The following is an 18960-nucleotide window of genomic DNA, read 5'->3' as shown; positions in this document are numbered from 1 at the left end:
GGGTCTCATGTTCGGGTACGGGAAGGGCGGCTATTCGGGCTGGTCCAAGTCCCAGGGCGAACTGGACGGTAGTGTCTCACTGAGACACCACCAGCACTTCGTTTCAATCCAGGGGCTTACCGTGGACCGCATCGCAATCGTCAGGCCCGTCGCGTGGGCAATACTTCTTGCCGGCCTCGGGCTGTTCGTTGCGCTCTATCTTCCTTGGTAGGGCGATTTCAAACTCGCGCCTAAGTTCGCCCTCGAATATTGCTGCTGCTCACAGTTTTCTAGAATGACGGACAATCTCAAGTCCTTGTAACCGTCATCGAAAAACACGGAATACGTCGGGCGTGGCTTGTCGAGCAACGGGCTCGCCTCTCGCAGGCAGACAAAGTAATCTCCTGGCCCGTGGTCAGCCTTCCGTAGGGCCGAGATCTCAACCGGCATACCTAGCTTTGCTGCTTTGGCGGCAATCTGAACGCCCTCTTGTATCGTTTCTTGGGTGGGTGCTTGCACCGGCTGGAACACTGGCGCGGGCCCCGAGGTGTTGGCCCAAATTGAAGAGCAGGTAGTCAGGAGCAAGCATAACAAAGGGGCGTAACGCATCATTGATCGAATTCGCGCGGTGGGATGTCGTCGCACGATATACGATGGGTTTCGGCGGACTACTAGCCCTCGCGGGCGCTTCGCCGTCCGGCAAGCGTCAAATCATCGACTGCTTGTGCTTGCGAGGTACTGCGCGTCGTGGTTGCGGAAATTTCAGTCTAGCTCGGCGAGATCCGCCTTGATGCGCTCAGTCTTGGCGCCAAGCCTTCGCGGCTGCTCTGTTCTCTGCCTTGGTCATGGCGGCCGCTGGGGCTTGCGGGGCAATAGCTTGGGCCAATAAAAGTCTGCGCTCAGCCGATCCGCTCGACATAACATATTATTGAGTAGTGCCGTGGTGATTGATCACGGCAAGGATGCCGTCAACGAACGCCTGGCACTCAGCGTGGGTCTTGAATGTGCCTTTGTATTTTCCGAATAGGAAGATGGTTCGTCCGTGACCCTTTCCGAACAAGTATTGGCCGATCGGCCTCCCCGCTTCGTCCTTAAGTTCAATACTGTCGACGCTTTGCGCTGCCTTGAGGTCGGTCGCGGGAAGCTTAATCTGCACAAGGTGTCTCCGCTGGATTGAGACCAGAACAGCCTCGCACCTGTTTGGTCAAATCCGCTGCCGCCGCGCCGGCAAGCAAACCGTTTGTGTCACTATTTTGGGTCGTCCTGCGGATGTAGATCCAAAAAGTAAGATGCGCATCTGAAACTCCTCCAAACATCCAACCGCAACCAAAGCGAGAGCGCAAGGGTCGAGGCCTTTGACTCCATCCCATTGCTTCAGATCGTGGACACGATGCGCGACCTGTGCCTCTTCAAGGAGAGCTCTCTGGGCGAGTACTTAGCTAAGGTTCTGCACAACAGGCTACAGCCAGTCTTCGAGCCGCCTCCGCCGCCACCCAAGCCCAAGCGATCGTACCGGCGACGTCAGCCGGATAACCCGCCTCAAAAAAAAAGGATACCGGTTGGGGAAAGAGTCAAAAGGTCTCGCGACGTCGAAGCCGCATAGGTGAGACTTTGAGCTCGGCGACAATTGTCACGGTCGCCGCTCGCCAAGATTGAGCGAGGCGCTGGCGTTCACTGTTGTGTCCACCGGCACATGGTAACTAGGAAAGCTTTGCGCTCCACTTGGCTGCAAGTTGGCGCCCGTACTCGCGGGCTGGCATCTCTAGGTATTTTGAGACGATCAGCGAGAGCGCAATCGTGAGCACAACAACGGCAATTGATCGCGTCGCTTGGTTGCCGAACCCAATGCGCAATAGGAGCTGGTGCGCCTGGGGATGCAGCAAATACACCGGGTAACTAAGCACGCCGAGCCAGACGGAAATCTCCCGAAGTTTCCCTCTGGGCTCTGAGACGAATGCCACGGCCCCAACGAAGATGAGGCTCGACATCATCAGGATGAAGCCCTTCGCGCCAACAAGGAGATGAACGGGTGCGTCAACMCGGATCAATAGGAACGGGATTAGACAAATGGCAGCGATGGGAATGGCGACCGTTTGTCCTTTAATCCATGGGAATCTGGTGAGAACTTCGGCGAACAATGCGCCGGCCGCGAAATATCCGAAGAACGCGGCCGGCTGAGTGTATTGAGACCATATAGTTGAAGTCATGGTCTGCGCGCCTTGCAGGATGAAATTGTCAAAACAGACCATCAGGAGTATTCCCCCGAACGCTACGGCGGCCAATCGCCGGATGTCGTTTGCGCATACAAGCATCATCACGGGGAAGATCACGTAGAAGACCATCTCGATGCCGATCGACCATCCTCCGTTAATCAGCGAAAGGGCGCCGGCGTCGGCGAACCCGAACGCCAGCGATAGGTTGACCAAAATGCTTGAGAGCGGATTTGAGGGCAGGGGAACGAGCAAAAGACGGAGCAGGAGTGCGACGTAGAAGAGAGGCGCAATCCGGAAGAAGCGCTTAATCAGGTAGGATTGGATCCCCGCTGCCGTGGCGAGCTTGTCGCGGTAGGCGATGTGCAGTGAAAAGCCGCTGATCACAAAGAATGAATAGACCGCATAGTAAGCCGCGCGTTCAACTTCAACCACGGCCTCGCGTTCAAGGATATGATACGCCATGACGATCAAGGCCATCACGCCTCGTGCTGCGTCAACGGTGAGGATGTGATTGCGTTCTGTCGTTATAGGTTGGTGCACGTCGGTTAAGCCGTCATTTGATTGGCGAGGTCGACCAGGCGGGATCCGCATTGGCCGTCGAAGTATCCCCAGTCGGATTGGTTCTTGGTGATCTCGGAAACTGTGGCGCGATATCGATCGCCATTGGTGATCTGATCAAGAATAGCGATGAACTCTGATTTGTCGCGGGCTTTGAGTACGCCGGGTACAGCGTCGTAATCCTGATAGTTAAACCCGAAAACATCGTAGTTCAGCACTGGCTTTCGGCACGTCGTCGCCATGCGAATAATTGAGGAGCCTGTTGTAACCAGCGCATCATGCGCGGGGATCAATTGCGAGATGTCCTCGTCGACGACGGGCACTTTCGAGCGAACATAGTCAGCGTCGGCTTTTGCGATGCCTGGATGAAGCTGGAATGTCACTTTGACCCCCGGTCGATTGAAGGCCGCAGCCAGGAAATCGACTAGATCAACGTAGGACTGAAATTCGCAGTTTGGAGCGTAGCCGCCGATATAGTTCGGGGGCAGAGCGCAAAGAACCGAGGTCGAGCGCTCTTCGCGCCTCGATCCCGTCTTGAAGGACGCTTCTGAAAGTGGGTCAGCCATCAGGGCCGAAAACAGGTCATCGTTCGCAAGGGCGCCTACCATGGCCAATTTCGTGGGAGCTAGGCCGTCTTGCAGGTAGTGCCTGCGCATGAACTCGTTTTCAACGGCGATCCGATCGGCGGGACCGCCGTGAACAGACCAGGGATCAGATGGCGCGGTACGGAATAGCTCGCGTGCAAAAGCGATCTTCGCGGGGAGAAACACGACGTCTTTCCCGTCACGCTTGGTCTTCCATTTTGGGAAGAGCTTTAAGAACTTGCGGTCAAATGGTGAAAAATTGGGCTCGAACGGCTGCGAAAACAACAACATCTGGCGTCGTGTTGAGTATTCGTACGGTACGGTGAGGATCTTGGCCCCCCATCTCTTGGCTGCGGCAAGAATTGCTCCCTGTCCTCCGAGCCCATCTTCCCCAACGATGATCAGGCTCGGCTTATATGCCCTCATCACGGCGCTTGCGCGCTTAATGGCCGAGAGCTCTTCGTCGCAGCAACGCTTGATGAGCGGCGTTTCGAGCTTGCCGTACAGCTTCAGGAGTGGATGGACGGCACTCTCTCGCACCTTCCATCCGATGCCAATGTCATCCGACCCTGGGATACCGGAGATGTCGACCCACTTGAGTCCAGACGCCTCGCATCGACTGCTCATCTGAGCATCTGGGCTACCAAGACAGACCGTCGTATCGAATACCGTCTGGAGGACTTTGGCGGCTCGGATCAGTTCGTTCAGTTGCGCCTGCCGCTGAGCAAAAACGAGAAGTCTCTTCCTCATGCACGCATTCCAGCAGCGCCGCAGCGCTGCGCCCCCTTCCTGCCATCCCCGCATAGCGGGTTAGCACCATCCCCCCCAATCGAGCAACCCTGTGACCGATCGCAACGCCGTGACTGCGGCGAATGCGAAACGTTGGGCAAATGCCGAGCTCAGCCTAAATTTTGCAATAGGGGCCCCTATCCCACCACTGGGAGGCGGGCAGGGATGTTGGTGACACCACCGAGGCCGAGAAAGCCGAGAAAGATCGCTATCGAGCACCCAGACCAAATCATAGATGGCCGAAGTCAGGCGTCGTTGCGTCATGTCACGCTGGGCCGATGATGGGCATCTCGATCGGCAACATCGGATTCTCAACTCGCATGTCGCTCAGGAGTTGTCCAAGCGCGTAGGTTGCCTTGGGATTCTTCTCAGTATGCATCGCGGCCATGATGGCCTGAGCTCGCTCCAAAGGCGTGCCGTTGATGGGCAGGGATATTGAGACCGTGACAGTATCCATCTGGTCGAACTTCCCTCTCCAGTCTTCCTGTCCCAAGCCTAGCACATGGCATCTAAGGGTTGCATCGGCTTTGTTTGGCTTGTTTCGCTCAGGATATGCACAACCGAGTGCAATCTCACTGCCGCCGCCACCCATGATTTCAAAGATTGCGGCGACGCCTGAATGGAACGACTTTTCCGCCAGGAGATCGCGGAGGCGGTGGGTCGGGATCCGGTAACTCGGGATCGATCCCGTAGAGGTCTTCCAACGTCACGCCTACCTTTCGCCATCGCTTCCGGCTCTCGAAGTAGACGAACATCCACCAGTTCTCGGTGAAGCGCGCTCGCTCCCAGGGAACATAGCGGCTCCAGGAGAGCCACCATCTCAGTCCGAGAGTTACGAAAATCAACTGCCACGCTTCCGACAAATCGTCGGAGGAATCCGATAGCTGCGCGAATTAGCGCGCGCGTCGGGAGTTCGAAACCAAGATTCTTGCGGGCGTGAAAGTGCTGGCGAAGTAGATTGCCGACAAAGCGTCGCGAAGGACGAGGAAGAAAACGGCCGCTTCACACAAAACAACGCAAGTGACGGATAGGAGGGGCTGATAATACGGCAAGGGCAAATGAAGCTGGCGCCGATCGCACGGAACGCGCAACGGCTGGCGGCACTGCTCGCCGGCTGAGGCGGTAGGATCAAGGCCGTCGGTTCAAGCTGGCGGGCCAGAACTTCACGTAGCGTCCCACCGCAGCACCGGCGCGGCCAACGTTCCCCCTAGGCGAGTGCAGTGATGTGCGAATTAATATGCGACACTTTGACACGTTTAAAGATGGCTTGACACATTCAAGTTGCAGTTTGAATAATTCAACCAATTTTTTAATAAAATGTTTATCCCAACTCTTGCGCGATTTTTCGCGCCAATTTGCCGCCGCTTTTGAATCCGATGGACCCGTCGTTTTCGGGCCTGCTCCTTGTTGCGTCAGGAGTTAGCGATCATGGCTTCGTCGATTGCGCTGAATAACTCACAAACGGCCGCTTCCGCCTCAAGCGACTACAAGTTCGTCCTTGATCGTCGCGATAATGGCGTTGCGACAATCACGCTCCAGCACTTTGAGAAAATCGGCACGGATGCGAATGGGCAAGCCGTGATGGGCTGGGTTACCGCACAAAAAGACGGTAAGAATATTACTCAATCGAACGCCGGCTGGGACGACGCTATCCCTTGGGCGCAAAGCACCTCCTACCATCTTAAATATTCGGGAGGCGCAGATCGCGCTGGGTCTATCTATCATTGGCAGCTACCGGACAACGAAGCGCCTGCAGGCCGCGAGGCAATCTTCCTCCACCAAGGAAATCTCGCTCAGCCGTCGCAGGCCGTACACGGCTGTATTGGGGCTAATGTTGGAATTTTCCTTCAGCCAGCGCATGACGTTCTAGCCAGTGCTGGCGAACTTGGAAAACTTATCCCCTTCGAAGTCCATAATGACTTCAACTACAGTATTTCTGTCTCGGCGGCGGCGAGCAGCGTCAACGAAGGCGAAGAAACCACTTTCACAGTACGTCTCTCTGATCCGATCAGCAAGAACCTCTGGGTTCGCATCAACATTTCTGACGACCCCGCAAATCCACACGGAATCGCCACCCAACTTGTCGACTATAGTATCAAGCCTCAGACGCCCGGCTTAGGCGGGATAAGGCATGTGGAACCGGATTACGATAAGCATGGCGGTACTCTCGACGCCGGCAAATGGGCCGAAGGTTGGTACGTTCAAATTCCTGCCGGCCAATCTTCGGCGACCTACGTAATTCATGCGCCCAACGATACGCCCGAAACGCCGCCTGAAGGTGATGAGAAGATCGATCTGCAGATCACAGACTATTTCGTCCAGGATGATCTCAAGGTCAACGGGCCGGGTCTTCTCGCTGGCCGAGCGTTCTATTCGGACTATAAGGCCAAAGAGCATGGCGGCCACGGCGTTCTTTTGAACGGTGCGGCGCTTCCGACCGCTGCAGTAACTATCATCGATAAGGGTAATCTGCTCACCGCACATCTGAGCGGAGGAATCGAAGGCCTCCTTCGTACCTTTAACGTCACTAAGGGAGATATCATCGATTACGGTTTCCAAGCCTACTCAATCCCGGATAAGCTTTCCATTACCGGCGGAACCCCGACCGTCGATACGGGCGGATTTGTAAGCGACTTCCATTCGGGAAGCATAACAGCGGCGCAGGATACCATCACGGTTATTGTGGTGGGCAGCAGCGCAGGCACGGCGTGGGACCTTGATCTTACTGAACACGCCCCGCCAAACCCACCCGCTTCATCTACGGGCGCGAGCTCTTCGTTCGCTAGCGCCTCGTTGTCTGCGACGAGCACTTTTCTCTTTTGGCCAGACGGCACACTTACACCCATCGATAGCAGTGAAACCGGTCAAGTCGATATGGACGACGGTTCTGCCGCTTCAGCTCAGGCGCTAATGGCGCTCGCCACTCCGGCGCAATCAGTTGCCGATGCGACGTTGCATCTGACTGGTTCGCAAACAGTCGCTATTCCGGTTGGAGGAGAAGCTCAGCCAGCTCAGTTTAGCGTCGAAGCTGGAAAGGACTATTTGGTTCGGGTTGTCGGCGCGGAAGGAAGAGGACAGTCGAATACAATCGTCGATCCCTACCTAAAGCTCTCTGAGGTCGGATCGTCGGACGCACCATTCGTGTCGCACGATTCCGATATTCTCAACGAGCCCGCTCTGTTCTTTCACGCGTCTTCTGACGCCACCATATCTGTGGTCGTCGGCAGCGACGATTCAGCTGCAGGCGGCACCGGAGCCGTCGAGCTCTATGATGCATCTTCTTTAAGCTCTCCGATAGTCTTCCTTGACGGAGATAGCGGTACTCTCGAGGGCGGTGATGCTGACTTCACTTTGCATCGGGTCGGCGATGTGAGCCAGGCTGCGACCTATCGGTTGCTCATCACGCCCGATGGAGCGTCTCCGCTAAGTGCCGACGACCTTCAAGGCGGATTGGCGCCCATCGACGTCAAGTTCGAGGCTGGGCAGAGCGTTGCGTCGGTTGCCATTACCGCTTTGTCAGACTCCGTGAAGGAGGGGGTAGAGACCGCGCACGTGTCCCTTGATCCGACCTCGTTGCCGGCGGAGGCCCTAAGCAATGCGGCTCTCCTTGGACTGAAGACGGATGCTAATCTAACTGTAGACGACAGCGATCCTTCGCAGGGGCTGATCGTCTTTCCGACAGTAAGTGCTACACAAGCCGAAGCTTCTGAATCCGACGGGCATATTGATTTCAAGCTCACGCTTTCTGAAGTCCCCAATGTAGCCGTGTCGCTGTCCTACACGACGTTCGACGGGTCTGCCCAGGCCGGCCTCGACTACACACCGCAGGCCGGTACAGTTACTTTCCAACCGGCGCAGACAGAACAAACGATCTCAGTTTCTCTGAGCCAGGATGGGGTTCTGGAATCGGATGAAACTATGCAGCTTAAGGTCCTAGATCCTTCGGGCTTGTACCTGCCGAACAATGCAGTCGTTATGAGCGTCAATGGTATTATTCACGACAGCGCCACGCAATTTGAGTACCAGTCGACGTACGATGCTCAAGGGCGTCTCGATACTGCCACGGTAAAAGATCACGCAACGGGGAACACCTATTTCACGGATTACGATCAGGGAGATACGTTTCCGTGGACCACGGCCATTTCAGGGTATGGACCCGACGGAAAGCTGGATTACGTCACTATGAAGATGGACAACGGCCAAACCTTCTATACCGATTACAATCAGAACGGATCGAACCCGTGGGCTATGGCTATTACCGGGTATGACGATCAAGATCGACTAGATTACGTGACGATCGTGAACAAGGACGGGTCATCGGCTTTCACCGACTACGATCAGGCAAATACCCGGCCGGACCAGTATAGCATTCACTACTTTGACCCCAGCAATAAACTGGTTCATTCCTTTGTTCAGTTCGACAACGGATTCCATATTGCGACGTAAGCATCTGCTGTTCGTTCACCCTCATCCGTAAGAACGATAAGCTTGAATGGTACGGCTCGAGGTTCGGAGTTTGAGGCCCGCCTGCTCACGCTGGCGGGCTTTCAATGGTTCATTCGAGAACCTCATATTCGAACGCTACGCCGTCTGGGTCGTTCTCCTCGGAGCTTTTCCAACTGAGCCTGCATGTCTTTCATCGCAGCTACTCCGTTCCCGCCAACGGAACCTATGACCAATGTGTGGAAGCGAACAGTGCTGATTGCCGATCTTTCCTTGGCTTAGATAATCCATCATCGACGACCTGACCGACGTCAACGCTTTGTGCTTCGCTTCTTCATCCTCACGCCGGCTCCGCCTCCATTCTCCGAAATGAACTCGACGCCTCACTTTTCGAGTGCTGCGCGGAGCTTTTCGCCGGTCTCGGCGTCATCAGAGCCCGTCCTATTGCTACTACGCCGCGGGTTCAGGTGCGACCTGCGCAGGTTGGCCGAAACTTCTGCCCCATCGCACGAACGGTCGCTCGATGTATCGCCAGGAGAGCCAAGCGAGTGGCGTCGTAAGTGCAATGGCGAGCACCGTCGTGAGGAATGCAGACGCCACTGGCCAACCGGCAACGCTGGTGATCCGCAGCGCCACAGACAGTCCAATCATGTGGAGCAAATAGAAGCTGTAGGAAACTTGGCCAAAAAAACGACTTACGCCAGCATCCAGGAAGCTGAACAGACTAATAGGGGCAAAGCTTATGATTGCGATCAAGCCGCCCGAGCTAATAGTCTCGAGCAGAATGATCGGCGCCGTTTGTTTCTGAAACCCGCAATAGAGAAGCAGGGCACCGGAGAATAGCGCGGCGATCCAAACCGAACTGTCGCGAGATGACTTCACCAACTGGCTGCCCGCAAAGTGCAACATCACGCCAGCTATAAAGGCATAGAGAGGGGCAAGATTGGAAAAGCCGCCGAGCAGGTGAACATAAGGGCCGATGAAGGAGAGACCGAATAAGATCATCGCAAACGGCAACATCGTTCGCCACCCATGGCGCCGGCAGATCCAGAAGGAAAGCAAGATGAGCGGCGTGGCTAAAATCTCTACAGTCATTGACCACATGGGCCCGTTGATGTCGTGCTTGAGCATGAGGGCGTTCATAAGCACGTTGACGGTGGAGAAGTCCGGCAGAAAGCCGACGTAGAAGCCAAACTGAGCATGCAGAGCGGTGAGCAAAAGCACGGCTGCGATAGCGGCAGGAAACAGCCGAAATACTCGATGGCGGAAAAATTCTCCTATGGTCGGCCCCCTTGCGAGAGAGCGCGCCAACACAAAGCCGCTCAGCACAAAGAACAGGACAACAGGCGCGAGGCCAGTGACGTGTGAATCGATAAATTGGGCGAAGGCATGATAGGCCACGACAGATACGGCAGCGAGGCCGCGAAGCGCCTCTAGCCTCGGTATAAAACCCAGATCGCGCTGCAAACCCGTCATCGTCGCCCCTCAACTGCGCAGCTATTTTGTGCGCAAGCGTACGCCATGCCTGCCTGTAATGCCAAAACTCGATGCCGGTTCTAATCCGACATTCCTCAGAGATCAGGCAGTTGTGTCAATCGTTTGGCCTGTTTGCCGCGCTTCGTCAGCCGCACACCGGCGCCTGCTCACCTTTGCAGGATGGAGCGGACTTTGGGTGCGGTCAAAAGGCTGGGAGATGCTCTCGCACTTCTGACAGAGGTAATCGAGGAGCCCGGCGGTTCGGCCATGAACGAGATCATTTGGACGATGTTGGAACGGGTCGGGGAAATTGAGGAGGAATACAGTGCCCTGTTTCGACTCCACGGTCCCTTCCGCGACCAAGATGGCGAGCCGGATTCAAAATCGAACTCGTAAACGAGATCCTGAATCAGCCTGCTATCCCGCGACTCACGTTCGACGCACCTCAATGTGAAATCTTGAGGGCGATAGGCGTCACCGGCTAGCCGCGATTCAGGATTCAGTTTCGCGGCGCGCATTCCGCGCCGACCATGGAGACGGTCATGATGAAGCTGTGTCGTCGATGTGAGCAGAACCTGCCGCTGTCGAGTTTCGGTTATGGAGGCCGCTCCCGCCTTCGCAGGTTTTGTCACGGCTGCTTTTCGGCGGTCGTGAATGGCGAAGTGTTCACCATGAACCCGACCGAAGCTGACACGTTCATGGCGAGGCTAGAAGCTGGCCAGTCGCTTCGGATGCTCACAGGCGGCGCCGGCGAACCGCCGATTTGCTCGGCGGAGGCATTTCACAGGCATTGCGAATTGCATCCTAAATGGGGTGAGAAGGCCCGCGCTCTTGTGAAGAGCAATGGCAAGTCTTGGATTCTTGAGGGAGTGTACAATCGCACCGTGGCCAGTCGCACCGCCTGCAACCGAGGGTACCCATTGTCAGTTCAAGTCGCCGCAAGAATGCATACTGAGCGGAAATGGGATCATAAATGGTGCGATACATGCGTACGCAGCTGGAACGGCGTCGGTCGCTATCTGACGGAGGATACGACTGTCACCGAGCCGCCCAAAATCGAGGCGCGTCTAAACCTCTCCAAGGGTTCAGCACATCTCACGCCAGACGACATCGCACTTATCGAAAAGTGGTTAAACCTAGGTGCCTCGTTGCGGAAGCTGCTGAGCGGGTATGATACGATCAGGTTGAGGCTGTATCGGCAGCGCAATCCGGCATGGGAGACCAAGTTCAAGCCCATCATCACCAGAAATTCCAGGCTCGCAACAGCTGCTGGATCTCGAGGACGCCAAACCCATTGCAAATACGGTCACGCCCTTACCGACGACGTCAAAGTCGACTCTCGGAATGGTACACGCGCTTGCATCACCTGCCGACGGGCATTCACCGGTGCAAAGGTGACGGAAGAGACGATCAGACTGTCGAGCGCGGACTGTTGACCGGAATGAGCTTTACGCAACTCACGACGCCAGCCGCTGGCAAGCGGTCGGTGATCTCCGGCCTGCAACTGCGAACTCTCAGAGTGAAGCGGCCCGATGTAAACGAGCGCCTGGCGAAAGCGGCGCGAGACCCGATAACATTTCGGAGCATGCTAAGAACCGGCAGCGTCGCGCAGATCAAAGGGTTGCAGCTTGAACCGCCGAGTGAGTTCGTTCCAAATTCCGATATCCCGCTTTATGTGCCGCAGGATGGCGATTACGAATGGCTCTACAGCCTGGCAACCCGGTACCTCCAAGGGAGCGCTCGCGACGAAATCGTCGGGGATCTCTTTCTTGAGCTGGTAGAGCGCCGTGTCGATCGTGCTGGCGTACCGGCTTGTGCAAAGCGCATGATTGCCGCTTACAACAAGGACAATCCCATGAAGACGTACGGCGATATTCGCACGCCGTTGCCTCTCGACGCCCCAGCCTATCTCGACGGGACCATGTCGCGCGTCGAGATTGTTTCGGAGAGCCTCGGGTCCTGAACCAGCCGGTCTAGAATCGTTAGATATCGACATACGATGCGGGCTCGTCAGCTGCCACTGGCGGGCCGCTAACTGAAGCAGGCTTGTTCTCACAGCTTTCTACCCATTCGGCTCTGTACGGGGATTTCCGATGGGTGTTAAGTTGGCACGTGATGATCTTTAGAAATCCTCAGGCCGTCATTACGTTGATGGGCATTTGGGCCAGTTTCGGCCTGATACGCTGGCTCCTTGCAAGCCTCTGGCCGGTTTTGCTGGCTCTCGGTGGTTGACCCACGGCACGCCGTCGGAAGGGCGGATGCAGCGTACTGCAGCCAAATCGCAACCTGAAGAGGAATAACAGGGCAGCCAGCTTGACCGAAGTGCGGTGTTTCGACCTATGCCGTCAGAACGTCGCGGCTATCATCCGGCGCGGGACCTTCTCTTTCTTTTGGCGCCTCAGGCGATCGGATCGCTAGAGCACACGTGTTCTATTTCACATTCCGGCACAGGCCGGGGATGTAAGTTTTGGCGACAGTCGCTTGTCGAACTTGCTCGCGTTCTCACTCGACTGGCTGTCTGAATTTGGAGGACCGCGCCGATGGGTACCACCCTGTCAGCTAAACGGCGATGCGTGATCTTGGTTCGGCACGCTCATCGTAATGTTGGGTCCAACATCATGGAAGCCGAACAGTCTATGACAGGTTGGAAGCAGCCATTAGGTGAGGTGAAGCCCGCTTACGAGGAGCCGGGGCTTCCACGTACGCTTGCGATCGCAAACCGTGTTCTGGATGAGCTAGGTGGTCTCGCAATCAACATCACCGAAGTTTGGCATAGCCCGCACACTGTGGCTGTCCAGACTGCTGAAGCATACAAACACGCCATTAGAAGAAGATCTGGCCCTCGGTGCTCTTTACACCGACTAATAACACTGGATCCTAACTCTGAGCGGGCATCCTCAGCAGCAGTCGTGAAATCGCTCGCCGAAAAGCTACCGAGCGTGATCGATCGATCCGCGATTGTCATTATTGGCCACCAGCCTATGTTGACAGTCATCGCGAGGGAGTTGGCAAGGAAACGTTTACCGGCCGACACCCTGCCCCTCGGGGGCTCTGAGGCGGCCTGCATGGCGCTGGACGAAGAAGGGACGGCAACCCTTCTCTGGATGCTCACCGAGAAATCAGAGGATATCCTCAAGGATTTGAAAGATAAGATCAAATCCAAGTATTATGTGGCTAAGTTCTTTCTCGGTGCGTTTGTTGTCAACGCGGGGTTTTTGTTCTCCAGCACGATTTGGGGCGTAACTGCTATGACGGCCCTATGGCTGATCGTCTTCGGGTTCGTCTTGGCGCTCATTGCGCTCGCACTGACGGCAGCCACGCTAATGTCCTACGACAGTCTTCTGATGCCGGCTGAGTTTTGGACGGGTTCGACGCCGGAAGGGCAAAAAGCGGATGGCATCCGATTGCCGAAGACATGGTCAGTCCAGCGACCTCCAAGCCAAGCACACATCGTTCTTTTTTACGAAATGATTCACGTCTGGCGAGCCTTCTTCATACCCGCCCTCTGGTTCGCACTCGCGTCGATCTCAACCTTCATGGTGGCCATGGTTGTTGGACACTTCAAGGGCTTGGTCGGCCGGGAAGCCAACGTTGCGGATGTGGCTATTGTGATCGTCATCGCCGGCGCGGCACTTGTCGTACCGTTGCTCGTCTACAGCCCGCGCTATGAGTCCCGGCTCGGATTCGAAGATTAAGGGCGCCCCGCAGCGCTTCGATGCGGCGCGTCGGATCGTCTTGAAGCCAGGACGGGGCTTCGACTACCGATCATCGATCGCGCAGGTGGAGCAGGATATCGAGGCAATAGAGGCTGGACTGCGAACGCTTTGAGGACCTGTCGGCGGGTAGACGGTCGGAGATCTCCCATCTTTTAGTAGTTGCCGATTTCGCCAGCGTGCGGAAACATGTCCGCTCGATCGGGCAAGGCGGAGCGCATGGGCCTTTCAGTTCGGTTTTATCTCTTCGCGGAAGACAGTCTTCAGAGCATCTCGCAGCGCGTGATGACGGGTCTGATCCGCGGCAAAGACGCCATGCCGCAGTACGCTGGGACGAAGCAGAAGGTGGCTGACGTGATCCTGGAGAACGAGGGCAAGAGGCCGGTTCGCATCGAGCGGGTGCAGGGGAGCTACCTAACATTCGACGAGAATGGCCAAGTGCATAAGGATCTCGTGGCCTCTGGGTTTGCAGCGCTCGAAACGGGCATGGCACTGGAGGAGGCTCTGAGTAAGCCGCAAACCAAGATCGTTGATCTCACCCCCAAGCTCAATCGCGAGAAGTGGGAGCGCGAGAACCGGTGGACGTTGTCGAAAGAGGATCTGGACGCCATTGCGGACGATATCTGGCAGCGTAAGCGCGCCGGGCAGCTAAGATCGAGCGAGCCAAAGGGGCTGCTCCCAAGCCTCCCAAAATGACGTTTGAGGCCGAGGATGCCCTCAAAGAGATCGGCAAGAATCTCATGATGATCGACAACAAGCTCAGATGGCTGAGCGAGGACCCGCTGATCACCCCAGCGGGGCGAGCTTGACCGTCGCAGGTCGCGTCTGACGATTAGCGATATGGTCGTTGCCGCAGTCCGCACGTGTGGACCGGAATTTCCGGGGTAGCTGGGCCGGTTTCGCGGCAAAAGGGTCTCATGTTCGGGTACGGGAAGGGCGGCTATTCGGGCTGGTCCAAGTCCCAGGGCGAACTGGACGGTAGTGTCTCACTGAGACACCACCAGCACTTCGTTTCAATCCAGGGGCTTACCGTGGACCGCATCGCAATCGTCAGGCCCGTCGCGTGGGCAATACTTCTTGCCGGCCTCGGGCTGTTCGTTGCGCTCTATCTTCCTTGGTAGGGCGATTTCAAACTCGCGCCTAAGTTCGCCCTCGAATAGTCCAGCGAGGGTCACTTACTCCGACAACGCAGCCAAGGTATCGGATTACGACGAATGTCCCCGCGCCAACGAAAGCGGTCAGGCCTACGGAGAACAGAACCCTCAAAAGGTGAGCTTGCGTGCTGTTCAAGTGGAATCCCCCACATCGTTCGCCAGCTTTGGCAACTGAGTGCGACATTCCAGTGAGAAGAAGGCGAGCGCGGGCTTCGGTGCCAACGAGTGACAAAGGCCCGTCGGTTCACGCTAGCGGGCTTTTCGTTTGTCCTCGTCCAGCACCTGTTAATTGTGTACATGGGACGATCACCCGCTGAAGGAGGATATCCCCGTGAAACTGATGGTCGCCGCGCTTGTGATCGCATTTTGCCCTCTGCTGACTACCAATGCATTGGCGCAGCAACCTGTTTCTCCCGGTTGGAACAAGGCGGGCGCGTTCGTTTGTCCCGACGGATACGATTATTCCGCGACACAGCGCCTGTGTTGGGAAGCCAGTCAGCTCAAGCGGCTCAGATCCAGCCAAGAGACCGCCGCAAACGTCTTGTTGGTCATCACCGGCTTGGGGGCTGTTGCTGGCGTTTTCCTTGGCCTGAGGAAGATCAACCGAGAGGAAGCCGATTGATAGTCGTGGGCCCGAAAATGCCTGACAGATCCGGCTTTAGATGGCTTCTACAATGCGCAGGGACGGCAGCACTGATCCTGGTGATTTGTGCCGCTGCAAAGCCTTGGCTGCCGATGGTGACGTTGGCGCCAACCGCAAAAGATAACGCCCTTATCGCGCTCAATCGATACCGAAGTGGGCCGACCCCTGATGTGGTCCTGCTTGGAAGCTCTCTAACAGCGCGAATTAGAGAAGAGCATTTTGCTACCTTGCGCGTAAGAAATCTCGGGATCGCCGGCGGGTCGCCTTTAACCGCTTTGCGGGTCATCCTGCTGGACCCTCGAAGTCTTCCCAAGACCATTCTTGTCGAAACAAATTTGCTGTCTAACGTCGTGGACGAGACGCTTGTCAGGAAGTTTTCGACCTCGGGGCACGATTTCTTTTTTCGCCCCGTTCGGATGGCCGTTGCCGCCTACGAAAACTGGCGCCACGCGCCCGCCGATCGAACCTACTTCAACGCGGATGCCAACCGGCTCCTGAAGGAGCCGCCTCGAGAATACGACAACCAAGTGTATCTCGATCGGGTCGTTAAGGGATATGGTCAGGATGCAACTGCTGTTTTGCAGAGCAACGTCGAGCAGCTTGCCCAACTAGTGTCCTCTGCTCGAGAGTTGGGCGCGCGGGTGTTGCTGTTTGAACTGCCATATGCCGACCAATTGGATCAAACGCGGGTTGCTCAGGACACTCGGCGCATCGCGTTGGGACGTTTTGAGGATCCGCATGAATGGCTACATCTGACGATTGCCAAAAGCGAGTTGCGATGGCCGGATGGAGCGCATTTCGACGAACGATCCGCAGTAATGGCGGCGAGGGCGATCGAGCAGGCCATCAGCGAGCGATCAAAGGCGTTCCCCTAACGATCGGCACAAGCGAGCTACGGTAGCGCTTGGCCGGTTCTCGCCGTTGTGTTCCGATAGATGATAGGCATGAGGCGCCGTCGCGTATTACTTGTCGGAGTAGGCTTCGCCAGCCTTGTTGCATCTCGTCGTGGCAGCTCGGGAGCATCAACAATGCAAGCTGTAGATTTCGACCGAGCACGCATCTCTTGGATAACGAAGGCAGGTATCGATGGAAGCTGGCGCATTATCGCGACCGCATGTCCCAAGGGATCCGCGAATTGCATCTACCTAGCGCCTGCCGTGATGGCGGGGGAGATCTTCGGCGCGGGCCATTTACCCCATGACCCGCCTTACTCGTATCAGTTAGTCGCGACACAGGAACGTCATGCGATCGTTAGGGAGAGTGATGCGCCCGCTATAGAAGACAGCGAAGCGGACAATGAGGCAGCATTCTCCTCATTTCATGTTTACGCGCCACGTCGTTCAGCAAAGTCGATAGAGACAGGAGGCCTCAACTCGGCGACGCTCGCGCAGTTGTGGTCGATATCAGTTCGACTGTCCTCCCGAATGACCAGCATTCGGTAGCCGTCGTGTTTTACTTCGTGGATCCAGTCAGGCTCTGAAGGAACTTGCTTGGCGGCGGTCGCTAGGCATAGCTCGTACGCCATACGCATGGGGCGAAGATAAGAACTTGGGATCGTTTTTCGAGTCGGGAACAAGTGGCAATCTAGCGAATTGGCCACTTGCTCCGGTGTCCCCTACGCCGCCCTGAAGCCGGAGTAGAACCCCCAAAAGGCTTCAGCCTCCAGCTGAGGCCGCCTGACTCATCCGCACTTGTGTGTTGAGCATAGCGCTGTCGCTTCGGCAGACCACCTTCAAGCAGGAGAGGCGCGGCGCACCACCCGCGAAGCATTAGTGCCGCTTGGCTGAAGCAGCACACCAGCCATCCGCGATCAGGACGCCGGCAGGGGTCGGATTTTGCATTTGCCGTTTCCTTTGGCCTTTCGACTAATTGTCAGAACATCCTTCAACAACTAAAAGACGGAACTTCCTCGGCGATAAATACATTTAATGACCTTCACTTCCTGGCAATTCGCGGTTTTCGTCTCCGTTGTCTTCGCCATCTATTATCTGCCGTTCGCCCGAGGGCTGCAGGTCTATGTGCTGGTGACGGCCAGCTTTTTCTTTTATGGCTATGGGCAACCCGAATTGCTGCCATTGCTCATGGTTGCCGTGGTTGGAACATGGGCCTTTTTAGCCCTTTCCATCAAGTGGGGTGGCGCCTGGACGATGCTAGGCATCGTCTTCAACTTCGGCTTACTTGCCTTCTTTAAATACAAGTTCCTGTTCGTTGCCCCGCCGATCTCGTCGGGCAGCGCAGTTAGCGACTTCCTGCTGAACCTTCCTCTGCCGATTGGGATTTCGTTTTTCGTTTTCCATAACATCAGCCTCTTGGTCGATCTTCCGAAGCAAGGTCGGCCTGCGACTCTGTGGGAGATATTGCTCTACGTAATCTTCTTCCCCCAACTGATTTCGGGGCCGATCACGCAGGCTCGGAATTTCTTCCCGCAAATCGAGGTGAAGCACATATCCAAAGTCCCCTTCGCGGAAGCCTCGCGCTGGCTGGTGCTTGGCTATTTCTTCAAGCTATTTTGCGCCAATAATCTGAACGAGATGACGTCCTACATGGCGTACCCTCTGTTTGAAACGGTGAAGACGGGCGACAAATGGCTTCTGATCTTCCTCTACAGCTACCAGATCTATGCCGACTTCTTCGGCTACTCGTCGATTGCTGTCGGCCTTGCGCTGCTCTTCGGGTATCGCTTGCCGGAGAATTTCAATAGGCCGTACATCTCGCGATCGATCGCGGAGTTTTGGCGTCGCTGGCATATTTCACTGTCGAGCTGGCTTCGAAATTATCTCTACATTCCGTTGGGAGGCAGCCGACATGGGCGGGGGCGTACCTACTTCAACCTGATAGCTGTCATGGGCCTAGGTGGTTTATGGCACGGGGCAGGCCTGAGCTACCTGGTTTGGGGCTCGATGCACGGCGTATTGCTGGCGATTGAGCGCCCATTTCTAGACAAGTTGGACAGTATCAAATCACCCGTTCTCCAGGCCCTCAGGGCTGCGGTGATCTTTCTTGCGGTGTCGTTGCTTTGGATATTTTTCAAGCTCCCGGAGTTCAGCCAGGCGGCAAGCTACTTCGCCGGTCTCTTTACGGAGAATGACATCCAGAATCCGCCGAAGATATACCGGACCCTCGCGCTGGCCTATTCGCTGCCCGTCATTCTTCAGCATTTGATCTTACCGCGGAAGCCACAGGGCGCATGGGCGAGAGCGGTCGAGCCGTTTGCGTACGGCGCACTCGTCGCTTTGACGTATGTCGAGGCCGGTCCGGAGTCGGCTTTTATCTATTTTCAGTTCTAAAGGTCCACCCAGATGTTTTGGATGATCAAAATTCCGGATCGCGACGGTCGCAGCGCTCGCCGCACTCAAGTTGGCCGCGTAGCGGCAATACGCTCGTGCTAGGACAGCGTGAGGGCATCCG

Annotated in this window: 14 protein-coding genes; 9 read left to right on the top strand and 5 right to left on the bottom strand. The window is 56.2% G+C overall.

The features are described from left to right. Positions 1 to 211: hypothetical protein (locus AC1DW2_RS40740; protein WP_477008876.1), on the top strand; the 211-nt coding region annotated here is incomplete at its 5' end. Positions 212 to 904: 693 nt separating this feature from the next. Here AC1DW2_RS40740 and AC1DW2_RS40735 read toward each other — a convergent pair. The 4 genes from AC1DW2_RS40735 to AC1DW2_RS40720 all read right to left on the bottom strand — a co-directional run bounded on the left by AC1DW2_RS40735 (position 905) and on the right by AC1DW2_RS40720 (position 4580). Continuing rightward, positions 905 to 1135 carry a hypothetical protein gene (locus tag AC1DW2_RS40735; RefSeq protein WP_477008875.1) on the bottom strand — a complete coding sequence of 77 codons (231 nt, stop codon included), beginning with the start codon at positions 1133 to 1135 and terminating at the stop codon, positions 905 to 907. A gap of 544 nt (positions 1136 to 1679) precedes the next feature. After that, the gene (locus AC1DW2_RS40730; protein WP_477008874.1) at positions 1680 to 2783 is read right to left on the bottom strand and encodes an acyltransferase family protein; all 1104 of its coding nucleotides are present in this window, start codon (positions 2781 to 2783) and stop codon (positions 1680 to 1682) included. Next, entirely contained in the window at positions 2738 to 4084 is a 1347-nt protein-coding gene (locus AC1DW2_RS40725) for a hypothetical protein (protein ID WP_477008873.1), read from the bottom strand. The genes AC1DW2_RS40730 and AC1DW2_RS40725 overlap by 46 nt, the downstream gene beginning before the upstream one ends. A 304-nt stretch (positions 4085 to 4388) precedes the next feature. Then, positions 4389 to 4580, bottom strand: a complete 192-nt coding sequence (locus AC1DW2_RS40720) for a hypothetical protein (protein WP_477008872.1) — start codon at positions 4578 to 4580, stop codon at positions 4389 to 4391. A 971-nt stretch (positions 4581 to 5551) separates the two neighbouring features. Between AC1DW2_RS40720 and AC1DW2_RS40715 the strand changes: the two genes are divergently transcribed. Beyond that, on the top strand, positions 5552 to 8569 hold the full coding sequence (locus AC1DW2_RS40715; protein WP_477008871.1) for a Calx-beta domain-containing protein: 3018 nt from the start codon (positions 5552 to 5554) through the stop codon (positions 8567 to 8569). A 447-nt stretch (positions 8570 to 9016) separates the two neighbouring features. Here the strand turns inward: AC1DW2_RS40715 and AC1DW2_RS40710 are convergent, their stop codons facing one another. After that, a complete protein-coding gene (locus tag AC1DW2_RS40710; RefSeq protein WP_477008870.1) occupies positions 9017 to 10042 on the bottom strand; it encodes an acyltransferase family protein in 1026 nt (341 codons plus the stop codon). A 542-nt stretch (positions 10043 to 10584) separates the two neighbouring features. On the opposite strand from AC1DW2_RS40710, the gene AC1DW2_RS40705 reads away from it, so the two are divergent. The 7 genes from AC1DW2_RS40705 (at position 10585) to AC1DW2_RS40675 (ending at position 18839) form a co-directional block, all read left to right on the top strand. After that, the gene (locus AC1DW2_RS40705) at positions 10585 to 11478 is read left to right on the top strand and encodes a hypothetical protein (RefSeq protein WP_477008869.1); all 894 of its coding nucleotides are present in this window, start codon (positions 10585 to 10587) and stop codon (positions 11476 to 11478) included. Between the two features lie 5 nt (positions 11479 to 11483). Then, positions 11484 to 12005 (top strand): hypothetical protein, encoded by a 522-nt coding sequence (locus AC1DW2_RS40700; protein WP_477008868.1) that lies wholly within the window; start codon positions 11484 to 11486, stop codon positions 12003 to 12005. A 946-nt stretch (positions 12006 to 12951) separates the two neighbouring features. After that, positions 12952 to 13737, top strand: coding sequence for a hypothetical protein (locus AC1DW2_RS40695; RefSeq protein ID WP_477008867.1), 786 nt, complete (start codon positions 12952 to 12954; stop codon positions 13735 to 13737). Positions 13738 to 13944: 207 nt separating this feature from the next. Then, positions 13945 to 14451: a hypothetical protein gene (locus AC1DW2_RS40690; RefSeq protein WP_477008866.1), complete on the top strand. Its 507-nt coding sequence runs from the start codon at positions 13945 to 13947 to the stop codon at positions 14449 to 14451. 789 nt (positions 14452 to 15240) lie between these two features. Next, complete coding sequence (locus tag AC1DW2_RS40685) at positions 15241 to 15531, top strand: hypothetical protein (protein ID WP_477008865.1); 291 nt, start codon at positions 15241 to 15243, stop codon at positions 15529 to 15531. A 17-nt stretch (positions 15532 to 15548) separates the two neighbouring features. Continuing rightward, complete coding sequence (locus tag AC1DW2_RS40680) at positions 15549 to 16427, top strand: hypothetical protein (RefSeq protein ID WP_477008864.1); 879 nt, start codon at positions 15549 to 15551, stop codon at positions 16425 to 16427. Between the two features lie 1053 nt (positions 16428 to 17480). Further along, positions 17481 to 18839 (top strand): MBOAT family O-acyltransferase, encoded by a 1359-nt coding sequence (locus tag AC1DW2_RS40675; RefSeq protein ID WP_477008863.1) that lies wholly within the window; start codon positions 17481 to 17483, stop codon positions 18837 to 18839. The last annotated feature ends 121 nt before the right edge of the window (positions 18840 to 18960 follow it).

Source organism: Bradyrhizobium sp. P3_C3, assembly GCF_056402655.1.
The sequence above is the reverse complement of the archived record's forward strand: the minus strand, read 5'-3'. Positions and strand labels throughout refer to the sequence as shown.